The sequence below is a fragment of the Actinoplanes sp. NPDC019969 genome, from assembly GCF_055562375.1.
Map to the genome: position 1 here is coordinate 225,390 of NZ_JBVHFK010000001.1, position 17,816 is coordinate 243,205.

The 17,816-nt window shown below is 72.9% G+C and carries 16 protein-coding genes; 6 read left to right on the plus strand and 10 right to left on the minus strand.

Features of this window, described 5'->3' with window-relative positions; genetic code table 11:
* Positions 1–8 precede the first annotated feature (8 nt).
* Entirely contained in the window at positions 9–1,463 is a 1,455-nt protein-coding gene (locus ACZ3II_RS00985; protein WP_465515570.1) for an SDR family oxidoreductase, read from the plus strand.
* A gap of 172 nt (positions 1,464–1,635) precedes the next feature.
* Here the strand turns inward: ACZ3II_RS00985 and ACZ3II_RS00990 are convergent, their stop codons facing one another.
* The 4 genes from ACZ3II_RS00990 to prmC are packed head-to-tail and all read right to left on the minus strand — an operon-like array spanning position 1,636 to position 4,875.
* Positions 1,636–2,724 carry an L-threonylcarbamoyladenylate synthase gene (locus tag ACZ3II_RS00990; RefSeq protein WP_465515571.1) on the minus strand — a complete coding sequence of 363 codons (1,089 nt, stop codon included), beginning with the start codon at positions 2,722–2,724 and terminating at the stop codon, positions 1,636–1,638.
* Positions 2,721–3,317 (minus strand): arsenate reductase/protein-tyrosine-phosphatase family protein, encoded by a 597-nt coding sequence (locus ACZ3II_RS00995; protein ID WP_465515572.1) that lies wholly within the window; start codon positions 3,315–3,317, stop codon positions 2,721–2,723. The genes ACZ3II_RS00990 and ACZ3II_RS00995 overlap by 4 nt, the downstream gene beginning before the upstream one ends.
* 1 nt (position 3,318) lies before the next feature.
* Positions 3,319–3,963 carry an L-threonylcarbamoyladenylate synthase gene (locus ACZ3II_RS01000; RefSeq protein WP_465516572.1) on the minus strand — a complete coding sequence of 215 codons (645 nt, stop codon included), beginning with the start codon at positions 3,961–3,963 and terminating at the stop codon, positions 3,319–3,321.
* 36 nt (positions 3,964–3,999) lie between these two features.
* Positions 4,000–4,875 (minus strand): peptide chain release factor N(5)-glutamine methyltransferase, encoded by an 876-nt coding sequence (gene prmC / locus ACZ3II_RS01005; RefSeq protein WP_465515573.1) that lies wholly within the window; start codon positions 4,873–4,875, stop codon positions 4,000–4,002.
* 76 nt (positions 4,876–4,951) lie between these two features.
* Between prmC and ACZ3II_RS01010 the strand changes: the two genes are divergently transcribed.
* Both ACZ3II_RS01010 and ACZ3II_RS01015 read left to right on the plus strand, forming a co-directional pair.
* A complete protein-coding gene (locus ACZ3II_RS01010; RefSeq protein WP_465515574.1) occupies positions 4,952–6,451 on the plus strand; it encodes a GGDEF domain-containing protein in 1,500 nt (499 codons plus the stop codon).
* Positions 6,448–7,803, plus strand: coding sequence for an outer membrane protein assembly factor BamB family protein (locus tag ACZ3II_RS01015; protein ID WP_465515575.1), 1,356 nt, complete (start codon positions 6,448–6,450; stop codon positions 7,801–7,803). The genes ACZ3II_RS01010 and ACZ3II_RS01015 overlap by 4 nt, the downstream gene beginning before the upstream one ends.
* Here the strand turns inward: ACZ3II_RS01015 and prfA are convergent.
* Both prfA and rpmE read right to left on the minus strand, forming a co-directional pair.
* Complete coding sequence (gene prfA, locus ACZ3II_RS01020) at positions 7,790–8,878, minus strand: peptide chain release factor 1 (protein WP_465515576.1); 1,089 nt, start codon at positions 8,876–8,878, stop codon at positions 7,790–7,792. The two genes, ACZ3II_RS01015 and prfA, sit on opposite strands and share 14 nt — an antisense overlap.
* A gap of 86 nt (positions 8,879–8,964) precedes the next feature.
* The gene (rpmE, locus tag ACZ3II_RS01025; RefSeq protein WP_089291415.1) at positions 8,965–9,189 is read right to left on the minus strand and encodes a 50S ribosomal protein L31; all 225 of its coding nucleotides are present in this window, start codon (positions 9,187–9,189) and stop codon (positions 8,965–8,967) included.
* Positions 9,190–9,382: 193 nt separating this feature from the next.
* On the opposite strand from rpmE, the gene ACZ3II_RS01030 reads away from it, so the two are divergent.
* From ACZ3II_RS01030 to ACZ3II_RS01040, 3 genes are read left to right on the plus strand one after another with little or no spacing between them, the layout of a single operon-like run.
* On the plus strand, positions 9,383–10,438 hold the full coding sequence (locus ACZ3II_RS01030) for an RNA ligase (RefSeq protein ID WP_465515577.1): 1,056 nt from the start codon (positions 9,383–9,385) through the stop codon (positions 10,436–10,438).
* A complete protein-coding gene (locus ACZ3II_RS01035) occupies positions 10,435–11,331 on the plus strand; it encodes a phosphatase domain-containing protein (RefSeq protein WP_465515578.1) in 897 nt (298 codons plus the stop codon). The genes ACZ3II_RS01030 and ACZ3II_RS01035 overlap by 4 nt, the downstream gene beginning before the upstream one ends.
* Before the next feature lies 1 nt (position 11,332).
* On the plus strand, positions 11,333–11,950 hold the full coding sequence (locus ACZ3II_RS01040; RefSeq protein ID WP_465515579.1) for an RNA ligase family protein: 618 nt from the start codon (positions 11,333–11,335) through the stop codon (positions 11,948–11,950).
* Here the strand turns inward: ACZ3II_RS01040 and ACZ3II_RS01045 are convergent.
* From ACZ3II_RS01045 to ACZ3II_RS01060, 4 genes are all read right to left on the minus strand, one after another.
* A complete protein-coding gene (locus tag ACZ3II_RS01045; RefSeq protein ID WP_465515580.1) occupies positions 11,934–13,094 on the minus strand; it encodes a nitric oxide synthase oxygenase in 1,161 nt (386 codons plus the stop codon). The two genes, ACZ3II_RS01040 and ACZ3II_RS01045, sit on opposite strands and share 17 nt — an antisense overlap.
* 133 nt (positions 13,095–13,227) lie before the next feature.
* A complete protein-coding gene (gene rho / locus ACZ3II_RS01050; protein ID WP_465515581.1) occupies positions 13,228–15,264 on the minus strand; it encodes a transcription termination factor Rho in 2,037 nt (678 codons plus the stop codon).
* Positions 15,265–15,575: 311 nt separating this feature from the next.
* Positions 15,576–16,520: a homoserine kinase gene (gene thrB, locus ACZ3II_RS01055; RefSeq protein ID WP_465515582.1), complete on the minus strand. Its 945-nt coding sequence runs from the start codon at positions 16,518–16,520 to the stop codon at positions 15,576–15,578.
* A gap of 20 nt (positions 16,521–16,540) precedes the next feature.
* Positions 16,541–17,797: an MFS transporter gene (locus ACZ3II_RS01060; protein ID WP_465515583.1), complete on the minus strand. Its 1,257-nt coding sequence runs from the start codon at positions 17,795–17,797 to the stop codon at positions 16,541–16,543.
* Positions 17,798–17,816: the final 19 nt, after the last annotated feature.

Sequence of the window (17,816 nt, forward strand, 5' to 3'; positions counted from 1 at the left end):
CTGCGGTTATGCGCTGCCTCGTCACCGGCGCCACCGGGTACATCGGTGGCCGCCTCGCCCCGCGACTCCTCGATTCCGGCCATCAGGTGCGATGTCTGGCACGCAGTCCCGGCCGGCTGCGCGACGTCCCCTGGGCCGGCCGCGCCGAGATCGTCCAGGGCGACCTCGCCGACCCGGCGACGCTGCCGGGCGCGTTCGAGGGCGTCGACGTCGCCTACTTCCTCATGCACTCGCTCGGCCGGCCGGACTTCGAGCGCCTCGACCGGGAGGCCGCCCGGAACTTCGCGGCGGCGGCGCGGGCGGCGGGCGTACGCCGCATCATCTATCTCGGCGGACCGGAGCCGCCCGCGCACGAGCGACCCTCCGCCCATCTGCGCTCCCGCGCCGAGGTCGCCCGCATCCTGCTGGACAGCGGCGTGCCCACGGCGGTCCTGCGCGCCCCGGTGATCATCGGCTCCGGGTCGGCGTCCTTCGAGATGCTGCGCTACCTCACCGAACGCCTGCCGGCCATGGTCACCCCGCGCTGGGTGCACAACCGGATCCAGCCGATCGCGGTCCGGGACGTGCTGCGCTACCTGATCGACGCCATCGCCCTCCCGCCCGAGGTCAACCGCGGGTTCGACGTCGGCGGCGCGGACGTGCTCACCTACGCCGAGATGATGCAGCGCTACGCCCGGGTGGCCGGTCTGCCGCGCCGGGTCATCCTGCCGGTCCGGGTGCTCAGCCCATGGCTCTCCGCGCACTGGGTCGGCCTGATCACCCCGGTCCCCAACGCCATCGCCCGGCCCCTGGTCGCCAGCCTGATCCACGAGGCCGTCGCGCACGAGAACGACCTGGCCGCCCTGCTTCCCGGCCCGCCGCCGCTCGGCTTCGACGAATCGGTGCGGCTGGCCCTCGGCAAGATCCGCGATGCCGACGTGGAGACCCGCTGGTCCACCGCCTCCGGCCTGGACGTCGCCGCCGAACCCCTGCCCAGCGACCCGGACTGGTCCGGCGGCAGCATCTACGTCGACGAACGCTCCCGCCCGGTCGCCGCGAGCCCGGACCGGCTGTGGCGGGTGATCGAGGGCGTCGGCGGCGAGAACGGCTGGTACTCATTCCCCCTCGCCTGGTCGGTGCGCGGCTGGCTGGACCGGATGGCCGGCGGCGTCGGCCTGCGCCGCGGCCGCCGCGATCAGCACCACCTGCGCGTCGGCGAGGCCTTGGACTGGTGGCGGGTCGAGGAGATCGAGCCCGGCGCGCTGCTGCGACTGCGCGCCGAGATGCGCGTGCCGGGCCGGGCCTGGCTGGAGATGCGCGCGGAGCCGGCCCCGGACGGCGGCAGCGTCTACCACCAGCGGGCGGTGTTCCTGCCGCGCGGCCTCGCCGGCCACCTCTACTGGGCGTCGGTGCTGCCGTTCCACGGCATCGTCTTCAACGGCATGGCCCGCAACATCACCCGCACCGCCGCCACCAGGACATAGACCCTTTTTCGGTACGGGCCACGCAGAGTCCCGTGCCTCGCGGCGGCCCCGGCAGGCGTTCCCTCCCGGCCGGCCCGCGGGTGCGGGCCATGCATGCACGTCGCGGTTACCCCTCGGCCGGCTCTGAGGGCTGTCTCAGCGGCGCTGAGACAGCCCTGACAACCGGCCGGATCTAAGCGGTGGCGCGGGACAGGCGGTCGTGGACGGCCAGCCAGTCCTCGGTCTGCGGCGGCTCCTGGATCAGGATCGTGGCGAAGCCGGCGTCGTCCAGGCGGTGCAGGGCCGCGTACAGGTCGGCGGCGTACTCCCGCGGGTCCGCGGAAAGGACCTCGGTGCCGCCGGACGCCCCGGTGCCGTCGCCGCCCTCGTAGGTCAGGGTGGCGATCGGCTCGGGCAGGCCGGAGCGGTCGGCGTCCCGCACGTCCTTGCAGAGGATCGCGCAGGCACGCGGCGCGTAGTGCCGGCGGCTCATCCCGGGCGACGGCCGGGCCGTCCCGTCCGCGGTCTCCGACTCCGGCAGCGCGATCCGGCCCACCGCCTCGCGCAGCACCCGCAGGCTGAGCGCGCCCGGCCGCAGCAGCCGCGGGATCTCCCCGGTCAGGTCGAGGACCGTCGACTCGATGCCCCAGGAGCACGGGCCGCCGTCGAGCACCAGCGGCACCTCGGGCAGGCTGCGGAGGACATGCTCGGCGGTGGTCGGGGAGATGCCTTCGGAGCGGTTCGCGCTGGGGGCGGCGAGCGGGAGGCCGACGGCTTCGAGCAGCCGCAGCGCCACCTCGTGCGCGGGCACCCGGACGGCGACCGTGTCGTTGGCCGCCCCGATGCCGGGCAGGTGCGCGGCCCGGCGTACGACCAGGGTCAGCGGCCCCGGCCAGAACCGCGCCGCGAGGTCGTCGGCGGCCGCCGGCCACTCGGCGGCCAGGGCGCGGGCCGCCGCCACGTCGGCGACGTGCACGATCAGCGGATTCCAGGAGGGCCGGTTCTTCAGGCGGTAGATCTCGCCGACCGCCTGCTCGGAGAAGGCGTCGGCGCCGAGCCCGTAGACGGTCTCGGTCGGGAACGCCACCACCGATCCGGCGCGCAGGATCTCGGCCGCCCGGCGCAGCCCGTCAGCGTCGGGCCGCGCGAGACGGTCGCCCCCGGGCTTGCCGCCAGCGGGGATCGCGGGGTTCCCGTCGGCGGAGAACGCGGGGTTGTCGCCGGCGCGGATCGCGAGGTTTCCGTCGGCGGGGAGCGCGGGGTTGTCGCCGGTGGAGGTCACGGGAGGAGCAACGCCGCGAGCGGCATCGTGGTGTCCTCGATCTCGTCGGCGACCCGGTGGAACGTCTGGTCGCCGCGGCCCCACGGGTCGTCCAGGTCGTCGCCGGCCTGCGGGGCGTCGGCGCCGCGCAGCCGGGCGGCCGCCTCGACGATCGCCACACCGCGGGCGTGGATCGCCTCCGGCTTCGGCTCGGACGGCGGCAGCGTGCCCCCGTCGACCCCGTTGAGCAGCCGGCCGAACTCGCCGAGCACGAAGGTGCGGTCGGCGGCGTCCGGGCGCAGCGCGACCACGTAGTCGTACTGGTCGGCGGTGGCCGTGAGGATCAGGTCGGCCTCGTCGATGAAGTCGCCGCGCAGCTTGCGGGCCAGGAAGTTCTCGTCGGAGCCGCGGCGTGCGCGGACCAGCCGGGCGGCCGGCGGGTTCATCTCCTCGCCCTCGTGCCAGCCACCGGTGCCGGCGCTGACGCTGCGCAGCAGCAGGCCGCCGTCGGCGTCACCGGCCCGGTCGCGGACGGCGCGGGCCAGCAGGCGCTCGGCCATCGGCGACCGGCAGATGTTGCCCATGCAGACGTGCAGAACGGTGAACGGTGCCAACTCAGTCCTGCCCATCGACGATGTCCGGAACCACGTCACGAAGCTTCTCGAGCGGGATCGCCCCGGCCCGCAGCACCCGGGGCCCGTCGCCGGTGACGTCGACGATCGTGCTCGGCGCGGGGTCGAGGGCGGGACCGGCCTCCAGGTAGACGCGGACCGCGTACTCCAGCTGGTCGCGGGCCTCCTCCGCGGTGAGCGGGGCGGGCGAGCCGAGCTTGTTGGCGGTGGTGACGGCCATCGGGCCGACCTCGCGCAGCACCTCCAGGGCGACCGGGTGCAGCGGCATGCGGACCGCCACGGCGCCTCCGGTGTCGCCGAGGTCCCAGGTGAGGCTGGGCGAGTGCTCCACGATGATGGTCAGCGCGCCGGGCCAGAACGCGTCGGCCAGCTCACGGGCCGCACGCGGCAGCGAGTAGGTCAGCCCGTCCAGGGTGTGCCGGGAGCCGACCAGCACCGGCGGCGGCGTCCGGCGGTCGGAGCCGCGGGCGTGGTGCAGCTGGGTGATCGCGTGGGTGGCGAACGCGTCGGCGCCCACCCCGTAGACCGTGTCGGTGGGGAGCACCACGAGCTCGCCGCTCTTGGCCGCCTCGACGGCGGCGGCGATGCCACGGTCCCGGTCCGCGACGGTGGCGCAGTCGTAGAGCATCACGGGATGCAGTCTGCCATGTGGCGCTGTGGTGTCCTACCGGCGGCGGGCGGTCGCGTAGCGGGGACGCCCGGTGAGATCCCGGTGGGCCGTCACCTCGATGAACCGGCCGTCGGCGCGGAGCAGGTCCGGCACCGCCTCGCCGTGCACGTCGTCGTGTTCGATTCCGACTGACCCGCCCGGTTTGAGCAGGGCGGCGGCGAGTGCGATCACCGGCCGGATCACCTCCAGCCCGTCGCCGCCGCCGAAGACGGCCTCGGCCGGATCGTGCCCGGACACCTCGGGTGGGACGGCGGTGCCGTCCGGCACGTACGGCGGGTTGCACAGCAGCACGTCCACCGATCCGCGCAGCCCGGACAGCAGCTCCGGGTCGGTGACGTCGCCCTCGACCACCTCGGCCACCGGGTAGCCGGCGATGTTGCGGCGCAGCCAGGGCAGCGCGGCCGCCGACCGTTCCACGGCGATCACCCGGCCGGCCTTCGTCTCGTCGGCGACCGCGGCGGCGATCGCCCCGCTGCCGCTGCACAGGTCGACCACGAGCGCGCCGGGTGTGACCCGTTCCACGCCCCAGCCTGCCAGCAGCTCGGTCTCCGGGCGCGGCACGAAGACGCCGTCGCCGACCGCGAGTTCCACATAGCGGAACGCGGCGGTGCCGAGCAGGTGCTGCAACGGGACCCGTGCGGCCCGCCGGGCGACGAACTCCCGGAACCGGGCCAGCTCGCCGGACCGGATCGTGTCGGTCAGCATCAGCCGCCCTCGGGAGACTCCGAGCACGTGGGCGGCCAGAAGCTCGGCGTCGACCCGCGGCGACGCCACCCCGGCCGCGCCGAGATCGACGGTGGCCGTTGCCAGCTCGGGTGCCAACCTGGCCCGATCCGTGCCTTCCAGGGGCTGTTCGTGTCGCGGTGTCACGGCATAATCATGGAACGTCGCGCACGCGAGGCCGTCGGCGGGACTGTTGGAGGCACACGATGGGGTGGCTGTTTCGGTGAGTTGGCTGGACCAGCTCGCGGAACACGTCGAGGACCTTCGGCGTGCCGGTCACCTGCAACAGAACGGCCAGTCCGCGGCGGCGCTGCCGATCCTGGACGACGTGCTCGCCACCGCCGCCGATCCCCAGACCCGGGCGTACGCGCTGGTCCAGCGTTTCGGCGCGCTGATCAACCTGGGCCGGGCCGCGGAGCTGGCGGCCGCGATGGCCGCCACCGCCGAGGCGGTCCGTGAGGTGCCCGACCCCTATCTGCGCGGCCAGATGCACGCGTTCGCCGCTCTGGCCGCCCATCTGCTGAGCAACCTGGATCGCGGCGTCACCCACCTGGTGCAGGCGGCCCGGGCCCTGGCCGCCGTGCCGGAGCGGGACTCGGAGACCGCGTGGGGCTGGCACGACCTCGCCATGGCGTACTCGTACCTGGGTTTTCACGGCCAGGCGCTGACCGCGATCGAGCAGGCCCGCGAGGTGGGCGCCTCGGCCGGGCTGGCGCCGGAGGTGTTCGCCGCTCCCGGCATCCGGCTGCGCAACGCGGTCGCGCTGGATCATCAGGGCGACACCGACGGCTGCCTGCGGGTGCTGCGGGACATCGACGCCGAGCTGTCCCGTTACGTCGCCACCGACCAGCTGCGGCCGGGCAGCCGCACGGTGTACGGATACGCCCTCGCCCGCCGCGCCGCCCTCGGTGAGCCCACCGGCCCGGACGCGGCCCGCTGGCTGACCGGCGGCGGCGACAGCGCCCGCACCCGTGACCTGCGGCATCTCGGTTCGGTGTGCCTGGCGATCGCGGCCGGCAGGCCGGGTCAGGCGCTGGCCATGCTGGAGGCGGTGCCGGTCTCCGCCGAGGTGCTGGGCGCCCCGGAGCCGGCCCGGCTGCGCAGCATCTGCCATGCCAGCGCGGGCGATCACGCCGCCGCCCACGCCGCCGACCGGTACGCGTTCCGCCTCGCCGCCCTCCGGATCGACCAGCTGCGGGACGGCTACCTGGACGGGGTGGCCGCCCGGCTGGACGCCCAGGAGAGCCACCGTGACCCGGGCCGCTACGGCGACGAGACCCTGACCGACCCGCTCACCGGCCTGCCCAACCGCCGCCAGCTGGAGCGGTACGTGGACTCGCTGCTGTCCCGTGGCGAGCGGGCCGCGGTCGGTGTGTGTGACGTGGTCGGGTTCACCACCGTCAACATGCGGCACGGCCGGCACTGCGGCGACCTGGTGCTGCAGCGGATCGCGGGGGTGCTGCACCGGGTGATGCGCCGTGGCGACTTCGTGGCCCGTTTCGCCGGCGACGAGTTCGTGCTGGTCCTGCCGGGCGCCGGCCCGCATCAGGCGGCCGAGGTGGCCCGCCGGATCGGCACCGCCGCCGGCACGGAGAACTGGCAGGCCCTGGTTCCGGGCACCCCGATCGGCCTGGCTTCCGGCTGGTCCGAGGTCGGGGCGAACGGTCGCGGCCTGAGCGCCGCCCTGGCCTCGGCCGCCGCCAACCGGAAACCGACGGTATGACGCTGCCGGTGATCGACCTGGGTGACGTCTCCGGTGTGCCCCCGGACCGGCCGGAGCGGCGCGGTCGTCTCCCGGTCGGCGAGTTCCGGCGGCTCCTGCTGGCCGTGCTGGCGGGCGTGTGCGCGCTGGCCCTCGGCGCCTCGGCCCGGCCGGTTCCGCCGCAGGTGCACGAGCTGTGGTCGACGGTGATGACCGAGTCGGACCAGATCGGGTTCGACGGCGAGACGCTCTACCTGCACCGGTTCAGCGGCTGGGAGAACGTGCTGAGCGCCGTCGACGCGGCGACCGGCACGGCCCGCTGGACCCGGTCGCTCACCAAGCGGGTCTTCCCGCTGGAGTCGGCCGCCACCGCGGGGGTGATCCTGATGCCCGGCGCGGAGCGGACCGCCCGGGCCACCAACACCGACGGCAGCACCAGCCTGCTGACGTTCTCGACCTCGGTGATCGCGATCGATCCGGCCACCGGCCGGGATCTGTGGGAACGGCCCGGCGGCTACGAGTACGCCGCCGGTCGCGGCTCCCTGCTCCTCACCGACCGCGGCGACGAGGGCCTGCTGACGAAGGCGCGTCTGGTCGATGCGCGGACCGGCACGGTCATCTGGGAGCGGGACCTGCACGCCGCCGAGGAGTACGTCCTCGAGTACCAGCGCCACACCCCGGTCCGGATGGCCGTCGTCACCCGCGACGGCGCCGTCACGGTGCTGAACTACGCCGACGGCGTCCCGCTGGTGACCGCCCGGATCCCCTGGGACGTCGGGGCCGCGGCCAATGTCGGGGGCAGTTCGATGGTGGCCGCGGCCGGGCTGCTCCTGGTCAACCGGACCACGGCCGGCGCCGGCTCGGTCACCGCCTACCGGATCGACACCCTGGAGCGACTCTGGTCCCGCAGCGGCAACGAGCGCACCTCCGCCCACGACTGCGGGCCGGTGGTCTGCCTCGTCGACGTGGCGTCCTTCGAGGCGCTGGACCCGCGGACCGGCGCGCTCCGCTGGACCGGCCCCGGTTTTCCGAGCGCCTTCTCCACCCGCAGCGGCGCGGTCCTGCTGACCAACGACGCCGGCTACGACCCCGAGACGGTGCTGCGCGACGCGACGACCGGGCAGCAGCGGGGTTCCGCGATCCGGGGCTGGGCGGTGTACCCCGAGCCCGGCGCCGGCCACATCCTCTACCTGCACAACGAGCCGCCGGACCCCCGGCCCGCCGCGGTGCGCCGGCTCGACCTGGCGACCGGCAAGATCACCCTGCTCGGCGAGATCCCGCTGGTCGGGGCCGGGCGGTGCTCGAACTCCGGCCGTTACCTGGCCTGTTACTCCGCCGGCCGGCTGGTGATCAGCACGATCACCGGCGGGTGAGCTCGGTGTCGCCGGCCAGCCGGGCCTCCCGGTCGGCCGCCGCCAGCGCGTCCAGGACCCCGTCGAGTTCGCCGCCGAGGACCAGATCCAGGTTGTACGCGGTGTAGCCGATCCGGTGGTCGGTGATCCGGTTCTGCGGGAAGTTGTAGGTGCGGACCCGCTCGGAGCGGTCGACCGTACGCACCTGGGCCTTGCGGGCGTCGCCGGCCGCCGCGTCAGCCGCTTCCTGGGCCTGGGCCAGCAGCCGGGAGCGCAGGATCCGCATCGCCGCCTCCTTGTTCTGGAGCTGGCTCTTCTCGTTCTGGCAGCTCGCCACGGTGCCGGTCGGCAGGTGGGTGATCCGGACCGCGGAGTCGGTGGTGTTGACCGACTGCCCGCCGGGGCCGGACGAGCGGTACACGTCGATCCGCAGGTCACCGGGTTGGATGTCGATGTCGACGTCCTCGGCCTCGGGCAGCACCAGCACGCCGGCGGCGGAGGTGTGGATCCGGCCCTGCGACTCGGTGACCGGCACCCGCTGCACCCGGTGCACGCCGCCTTCCCACTTCATCCGGGACCACACGCCGTGACCGCCCTCGGGCACGCCCTTGGTCTTGACCGCGACCGAGATGTCCTTGACGCCGCCGAGGTCCGACTCCTGTGAGTCGATCACCTCGACGGCCCAGCCGCGGCGTTCCGCGTACCGGGTGTACATCCGCAGCAGGTCACTGGCGAACAGCGCGGACTCCTGGCCGCCCTCGCCCGCCTTGATCTCGATGATCACGTCCTTGGCGTCGCTCGGGTCGCGCGGCATCAGCATCTCGCCGAGCTTCTCCTCCAGCGCCGGGAGGGCGGCCGCGACCGCTTCGACCTCGGACGCGAACGCCGGGTCCTCGGCGGCCAGCTCCTTGGCGGCGGCCAGGTCGGCGCGGGCCGCCTCCAGCTCCTGGTGGGCGGCGTAGAGCGGGGCCAGTTCGGCGAACCGGCGGCCGATCCGCCGGACCAGCGCCTGGTCGGCGTGGATGGACGGGTCCTCCATCCGCTTCTCCAGGTCCATGTACTCGTCGAGAAGCGCGGTCAGACGGTCGTTGCTCATCGGTCTCTCCCCGAGCCGGATGGAAAAGCGGACCACACATGCGAACGGCGCCCGCCCCGAGACCGGGACGGGCGCCGTTGAAGCAGTTACTTCTTCTTCGCGGCAGTCACCTTGGCGTACTTCGCCTGGAACTTCGCGACCCGGCCCGCGGTGTCGAGGACGCGCTGCTTGCCGGTGTAGAACGGGTGGCAGGCGCTGCAGGTCTCGACGCGGATCTCATCGCCCTTGGCGGTGCTGCGGGTGGTGAAGCTGCTGCCGCAGGAGCAGATGACCTCGGTGGTCGTGTACTCCGGGTGGATGCCGCTCTTCATGTCTTCTCGGTCCCTCTCGAAAGTTCGGGTCGCCGGGTCGCCGTCCTGATGGAGCGGCGTGAACCGGAACCCTTCTTGGCCGATGTACCAGTCTGCCATGCCTCCCGTACCGGCCGGAAATCAGGAGGCGCAACCGGATTCATGCTGGTTAACGTGAGCCTCCCTCCGAACATTCCCGGGAAGGCACACCCCCATGACGCTGCTGCACGACGTCCTCGATCCGGCCGAGCTGGCCGCCGCGATCGGCAACGGGCTCGTCCGCGTGCAGCGCCACCCCGCGCTGCCGCTGAGCATCTACAACTACACCGAGTCCTGCCAGTACAACAGCGCCTGGACGCCGGTGACGCTGGCCTGCCGGGGTCTGGTGGTGGACGCCGCCGGCCGGGTTCTGGCCCGGCCGTTCCCGAAGTTCTTCAACCACGACCAGAGCCAGGCGCCGGCGCTGGACGCGGGCGCGGCGGTGACGGTCACCGACAAGGCGGACGGCAGCCTCGGTGTGATCTATCACGACGGCTCCGGCCACGCCGTCGCCACGCGCGGGTCCTTCGCCTCCGACCAGGCACGGCACGCCACGGAACTGCTGCGTACGCGGTACGCGTCCTTCGTACCCCCGCAGGGGTTGACCGTGCTCGTCGAGATCGTCTACCCGGAGAACCGGATCGTCGTCGACTACCAGGGCCTGGACGACCTGATCCTGCTCGGCGCCGTGGAGATCGCGACCGGCCGCAGTCACGGGCCGGAGGCGGTGCCGGGCTGGCCGGGGCCGGTGGTGGAGACGTTCACGTACGCGAGTCTCGCCGAGGCGCTGGCCGCCCCGCCGCGGGCCGGCCGGGAGGGTCTGGTCGTGCACTTCACCGAGGCCGACCAGCGGGTGAAGATCAAGTACGCGGACTACGTACGCCTGCACCGGCTGGTGACCGGTCTCACACCCCGCACGGTGTGGGACATCCTCGCCAACGGCGGTGACCTGGCGGCGCTCACCGAGCCGCTCCCGGACGAGTTCCACGTCTGGGTCCAGGCTGTCGCCGAGGAGCTCACCACGGCGGTGGAGGAGCGGGCGGCGGCGGTCGAGGCGGCGTACGAGAAGATCGTCACCTCGTTGCCGGAGGGCTGGGGCCGTAAGGAGTTCGCGGCCGAGGCCGTGCGTACCGAGTTCCGCAGCGAGCTGTTCCTGCGGCTGGACGGCAAGGACTACCGTCCCGGCCTGTGGCAGCGGGTCCGGCCGGCGGTCGTCAAGGAGGATCAGTGACACGGCTTCTCATCACGCGGGGCCTGCCGGCCTCCGGCAAGACCACGTTCGCCCGCAAACTGCAGCCGGGCGTGGTCCGGGTCAACCGGGACGACCTGCGGTGGATGCTGCACGGCAGGCGGCTCTACACGCAGGTCGCCGAGGCCCAGGTGACCCGGGCGCAGCGGGCGGCGGTGGAGGCGCTCCTGCGGGCCCGGGGCAGCGTGATCGTCGACGACACGAACCTGCGCGCCAAGACGGTCCGGGAGTGGGGCGAGATGGCCGCCCGGTTCGGCGCGTCGTTCGAGGTGCACGACTTCACCGACGTGCCGGTGGACGAGTGCGTCCGGCGGGACGCGGACCGGCCCGAACAGGAGCGGGTCGGCGAGGGCCCGATCCGGCGGCTGCACGACCGCTACCTGGCCGGCAAGAACCTGCCGCTGCCGGTGCCGTTCGTCGACCGCGGCGGGCCGGGGGTGGTGTACCGGCCGGATCCGGAGCTGCCGGAGGCGGTGCTGGTCGACATCGACGGGACGGTCGCGCTGATGAACGGCAGGAGCCCGTACGACTGGGGCCGGGTCGGCGAGGACGAGCCGAACCCATCGGTGATCACGGCGGTCCGGGCGATGCACGCGGCCGGGCACGCGATTGTCTTCTGCTCCGGGCGGGACGCGGTGTGCCGGGCGGAGACCGAGGCGTGGCTGGAGCTGTTCGTCGGGGTGCCGTACGAGGGCCTGTTCATGCGCCCGGAAGGCGACAGCCGCAAGGACTCGATCGTCAAGCGGGAGATCTTCGACCAGGAGGTCCGGGACAGATGGCGGATCGTCGGAGTGTTCGACGACCGTCAGCAGGTGGTACGTATGTGGCGCGAGCTCGGCCTGACCGTGTTCCAGGTGGCGGAGGGAGATTTCTAGGGTGAAGTACCCGCGCACGTTCCACCTGCCCGGCTCACCGGGAGCGACCGCCGACGACCGGATCCAGCAGGACCTGACCTGGCTCGACGGCGAGCTCGTGGTGACCGAGAAGATGGACGGCGGGAACCTCACCTTCACCAGGGACTCGATGTACGCCCGGTCGCTGGACTCCGGCACCCAGCCCTGGGATCGGCCGGCGAAGGCGCTCTGGGCGATGACGGCGTACCGGATCCCGGACGACTGGCGGGTCTGCGGCGAGTCCATGTGGGCCCGCCGCAGCGTCGCCTACCGGGACCTGCCCGGCGTCTTCCTGGTGTTCGGCATCTGGGACGAGACGAACACGCTGCTCGGCTGGGACGACACGGTGGACTGGGCGCGCCGCCTGGAGCTGCCCACGGTCCCGGTGCTGTACCGCGGCGGCAGTCTCTCCGAGGCACGCGCCGCCTGGTCCGCCTGCCGCTCCCCCGACACCTCCGAGGGGTACGTGGTCCGCGTCGCCGGGCGCATCCCGGCCGCCGAGTTCGACCGCAAACTGCTCAAGTGGGTACGCGCCGACCATGTGCGCACCACCGCCGCCTGGCGTCACCGCGACGACTTCGCCGTCAACGAGTTCGCTTAGGGCAGCCCCGGGCCCGGTCCGCCGCCACCTCGTCGAGATAGAACGCCGGCCGCTCGTCGAACTCGTCGTAGTAGCGGTGGAAGACCGGGGTGATGCCGCCGGAGATCGGCGGGACGATCCACGTCCAGTCCGCCGGCACCCGGCGGCCCGCCTTCTCCTCGTTGCGCAGGTGGGTGAGGAACCGCTGCGACTCGGTGTGGTGGTCGCTCATCTTGACCCCGGCCCGCTCGAAACTGTGCAGGACGGCCCGGTTCAGCTCGACCAGCGCCCGGTCCCGCCACAGCGTCGACTCGCGGCTGGTGTCCAGGCCCATCCGGGCGGCGACCAGCGGCAGCAGGTTGTACCGGTCGGCGTCGGCGAGGTTGCGGGCGCCGATCTCGGAGCCCATGTACCAGCCGTTGAACGGGGCGAGCGGATAGTGCACGCCGCCGACGGTCAGGCGCATGTTGGCGATCGCCGGGACGGCGTGCCAGCGCAGGCCGAGCTCGGCGAACCAGCCGAACTCGGGATGGCTCAGCGGCACCTCGCGGATGGCCTGTTCGGGGAGCTCGTAGACCCGTACCCCCTCGCCCGGGGTTTCGATGACCAGCGGCAGCACGTCGAACGCCTCGCCCTTGCCCTGCCATCCGAAGCCGCGCACCGCCGCGGTGAAGTCGATCAGCCGGGGATCGCCGATGGTCTGCCCGTCCTCGGTGCGGTAACCGGCGTACCGGATCAGCTGCTCGTTCCACACCCGGGCGCAGGGCTGGCCGGGCTGGGCCGGGGCGAAGACGCTGATCACCGGCCGGATCTGCGTGGTCCCGGCGGTCTGCAGGTGCTGCACGAGCAGCGAGTAGATCTCGTCGGCGGTCCGGGCCCGGCGGCGGTCCAGCACCATCAGGCTGCGCCAGTAGAGCCGCCCGATGCACCGGCTGGCGTTGCGCCACGCCATCCTGGCGCCGTGGGTCAGCTCGTCGGTGGTGTGCACGTAGGTGCCGGTCGCGGCGATCTGCGCGCGGACGATGGCGAGACGGGGCTCGACCGGGCCGAGCCGGGGGTTCTCGAGGTAGCACCGGCGCAGGAAGTCCTCGGCCTCACCGGGGTCCACGGGCGAGTCCGGATCCCATGGCTCGGCCGGATGTTCCCGGTAACCAGGCACGATCATCGAGCGCCTCCGGATTATCGAGGGATGGGGATACCGGAGGTTCGCACGACCCTGGATGGGCCGAATCAGACAATCTGTGCGACAAAAACGACGAGACCCACCCGATTGGGTGGGCCTCGTCGTTTTTTACGGTTTATTCGCCAGGCGTCGACTTGGCGATCTGCATCAGGAACTCGATGTTGGTCCGGGTCTGCTTGAGCCGGTCCATCAACAGGTCCAGGGCGGCGCCGGACTCCAGCGAGCTGAGCACCTTGCGGAGCTTGTGGATGATCGCCAGCTCCTCCTTGCCCAGCAGGATCTCTTCCTTACGGGTGCTGGAGGCGGAGACGTCCACGGCCGGGAAGATCCGCTTGTCGGCGATCTTCCGGTCCAGCTTCAGCTCGGCGTTGCCGGTGCCCTTGAACTCCTCGAAGATCACCGTGTCCATCATCGACCCGGTCTCCACCAGCGCGGTCGCGAGGATGGTGAGCGAGCCACCGTTCTCGATGTTGCGCGCGGCGCCGAGGAAGCGCTTCGGCGGGTAGAGCGCGGTCGAATCGATACCACCCGACATGATCCGGCCGGAAGCCGGAGCGGCCAGGTTGTACGACCGGCCGAGCCGGGTCACCGAGTCGAGCAGCACGACCACGTCGTGGCCCAGCTCGACCAGCCGCTTGGCCCGCTCGATGGCGAGCTCGGCGACCGTGGTGTGGTCCTGCGGCGGACGGTCGAACGTGGCCGCGATGACCTCGCCCTTCACCGTGCGCTGCATGTCGGTGACCTCTTCGGGCCGCTCGTCCACGAGCACGACCATCAGGTGGCACTCGGGGTTGTTGCGGGTGATCGCGTTGGCCAGCGCCTGCAGGACCATCGTCTTACCGGCCTTCGGCGGGGAGACGATGAGCGCGCGCTGGCCCTTACCGATCGGCATCACCAGGTCGATGATGCGGGTGGTGAGGATGTGCGGCTCGGTCTCCAGCCGCAGGCGCTCCTGCGGGTAGAGCGGGGTGAGCTTGTAGAACTCGGGCCGGCGGCGGGCCTCGTCCGGCTCCATCCCGTTGATGGTGTCGAGGCGGACCAGCGGGTTGTACTTGTCCCGCCGCTGCCCGTCGTTGCCACCCTCCCGCGGAGCGGACCGGACCGCGCCGGTGACCGCGTCACCGCGTCGCAGGCCGTACTTCTTGACCTGCGACATCGAGACGTAGACGTCGTTCGGGCCGGAGAGGTAGCCGGTGGTGCGGACGAACGCGTAGTTGTCCAGCACGTCCAGGATGCCGGCCACCGGGACGAGCACCTCGTCCTCGTTGACGTGCGGCTCGCGGCCCTCACGCTGGCCACCGCGCTCGTCGCGCGGGTTGTCGTCCCGGTCCCGGCCGCGCCGGCGGTCGCGGAACCGGCTGCGCCGGCTCCGGCGGCCACCCTCGCCGTCGTCGTCGTTGTCGTCGTTGTGCCCCTGGCCGTCGCGCGGGCCGCGGTCGTCCCGCTGACCACGGTCGTCGCGCTGCTGGGTGTCGCGCTGGCCACGGTCCTCGCGCGGACCGCGGTCCTCCCGCTGGCCACGGTCCTCGCGCTGGCCACGGTCCTCGCGCTGACCGTCACGCTGGTTGCGCTGCCGGTCCCGGTTGCGCTCGCCGCGCTCGGGACGGTCGCCCCGCTCGGGGCGTTCGGTGGTCTCGGCGGCGGGCGCGGGGGCCTCGGCCACCGGGGCCGGAGCCGGGGCGGCCTCCACGGCCACCGTCTCCTGCGCAGCACGCGGCGCGGTCTCCCGGGGCTCCCGGGAGGCCCGCTCGCGGCGGCTCCGCGCGGGACGCTCGGCCGGCGGGGCCGTCTCGGCGGGGGCGGCTGCGGTCTGCGGCGCCTCGGCCGGAGCGGCCTGGGCGGGAGCGGCCTGAGCGGGGGCGGGAGCCGCGGCCACGGCGTCGGCGCCGTTGGTGCGCGGGCGCGGGGCCGGCTCGGCGGCAGCGGCGGGGGTGCCGCCGCTCTGGCGCTCGGTGATCGCGGCGATCAGCTCGCCCTTGCGCATCCGGGCGGTGCCGGAGATGCCGAGGGAGGCGGCGAGGCTCTGCAACTCGGGCAGCAGCATCGCGGACAGCCCGGTGCCGCCACGGCGGCGCTTCGTAGCGGTCGCGGTGGTGCCGGCGCCGTCAGCGACGTCAGAAACACCCGACGTCACGTCGGTGGTGTCGCTCAATGGATTCCTTCCGTCGGAAAAAGCCCGAAGTCACCCGGAACTGCAGCCTGGGCCGGGTGCCCTCGGAACCCGCTTCGCAACAGCGGCGCGGGAGTTGGTGCGGCACGGCAGCTCGACCGGTATCCCTCCCGTCAGGGCTTGACGGGTAGGTCTCGGGCGAGTGCAGCGATCTATCGACTGCTGCCCGGCGTGTGCCTTGAGAGAATGAAGAAAGGGCGGAGGCCCAGAAATCTCGGGGTGCGCCGGACCGCAGAGATCGCATGCTTCGCGGCTGTGCCAGGTCTTGAGCTGTGCTCAGATGAGCAGAATAGTCAACTCGTGCGACCTGCGGCAACAGGACCCCGCTCGGCGTGTTCCACCATACCCCCTTTCACAACTGCACCGGCGTCATCCACGCCCAGCACTTCGCCGTGCCAGTGCGCGCCCGGCCGGAAATCGGCCGGGACCTCGGTCAACGCCAGAACCGTCGGCCCCGCGCCGCTGACCACGGCGGCCACGCCGGCCGCGCGGAGCGCCGCCACGAGCTCGGCCGTCGCCGGCATCCCGCCGGCCCGGTAGTCCTGGTGCAGGCGGTCCTCGGTGGCCGGGAACAGCAGTGCCGGGTCGGCGGTCAGCGCGTGGGTGAGCAGCGCGGACCGCCCGGCGTTGAACGCCGCGTCGTGGTGCGGGACCGCGGACGGCAGCGCCGCGCGGGCGGAGGCCGTGTACCCCAGTTCGGAGGGGATGAAAACCGTCGGCCGGACGCCCTCCGCCGGCGCGAGGCGGACCGCCCGCGCGCCGTCCGCCTCGGTCCACGCGATGGTGAAACCGCCGAGCAGGCAGGGCGCGACGTTGTCGGGATGGCCCTCGATCCGGGCGGCGATCCGCAGCGCGGCCTCATCGCTGATCAGCTCCTGACCGTTGATGATCAGGCCACGGGCGAGCTGGACGCCGGCCACGATCGCCGCCGACGAGCTGCCCATGCCGCGGGCCTGCGGGATCCGGTTCACACACGTCAGGTGTACGCCCGGCGGGCGCTGCCCGGCCTCGTCGAAGGTGGTCAGCATCGCCTGGAACACCAGGTGGCTCTCGTCGGTGGGCAGCTCGCCCGCGCCCTCGCCGTGGATCTCCGCGTGGAACCCGCCGCCGGTCACCCGGGCGGTCAGGTCGTCGTACAGCGTCAGCGCCAGGCCCAGGGCGTCGAAGCCGGGGCCGAGATTCGCGCTGGTCGCCGGTGTGCTGACGGAGACCGGTTCGGTGCCGAAGGACAAACCCATCGCCACATGCTAGGGCTTGATCATCGGGGCGGAGCCTCCCCGTCCCGGTATTCGGTGACCGCCGGTTCGGCCGACGGTTTCAACCGCCGGGTGGCCAGCCCCCAGCCGACCGCGTAGGTGATGGTGATCGACGCGCATCCGGCGATGATCCAGCGCTGGTCGACATGGGCGATCATCGCGCCCACGGCGAGCTGGCTGACCGCGATGGCGAGCGTCGCCAGCATCATGTCGGTGGCGAAGACCCGGCCGCGCAGCGCGTCCGGCACCTCGCCCTGCAGCGCGTAGTTGGAGAGCACCCAGTTCGTCCCGCCGGCGAAGTGCGCCACGAAGACCAGCGCCGCGACCAGCGGGAACCACGGGACGAAAGCGACCCCGAGGTAGCCGACCCCGTACAGGCCCATGGAGAGGGCCAGGCCGGGCAGCAGCCAGGACGGCCGGTTCAGCACCGGGCGCATCACCAGCGGGCCGACCAGCGCGCCCAGGCCGCGCAGCGCGAACAGCAGGCCGGCGCCCAGCGCGCCCACCCCGTACGACGCCGCGATCAGCGGGAACACCGCCAGCACCCCGTTGCCCAGGCCGACCGCCGACTTGACGGTGACCAGCGCCCGCAGCCGGGGACGCCGGGCGATGTAGCGCAACGACTCGACGAGCGCGGCCAGCGCGCGGGGCGCCTCGGCCCCGGCCTCGCGCGGCGCCTGCAGCGGGCGCCGGATCAGGGCGGTCAGCACGCTTCCGGTGAGCAGCAGGACGGCGGTCACCCCGAAGCAGACGTACGGGTTGAAGACGCTGCTCACCACGCCGCCGAGGGACGCCCCGACCACGGTCATGGTGCCCCAGGCGGATCCGGCGACGGTGTTCGCCGCCGCCAGGTCCGCGGAGTCCACCACGTTCGGCAGGGCGGCGGACGCGGCCGGCGAGTAGAACGCCTTCGACACCGCGATCGCGCCGATCGCGACCAGCGCCAGCGGGGCGGTGGCCGCGGACCGGACGGCGAACAGCAGCAGCACCGAGAGGAAGGCGGCGGCGTTCGCCAGGATCAGGATCTTCCGCCGGTCCACCCGGTCGGCGATGGTGCCGGTGAACGGCAGCAGCAGGGCCAGGATCCCGGTGTCCACGGCCAGCACCAGCGCGCCCAGGGTGCCGCCGCCGGTCAGCTCCAGCAGCAGCGCCAGCAGCGGAACCATGACGAACCAGTCGGCGCCGAAGACCACCAGCTCGGCAGCGAACAGGCGACGGAAGTCGCGGTTGCGGGTAAGGACCGAGAACGTCGCTGGCACGTACCGAACCCTATCCACG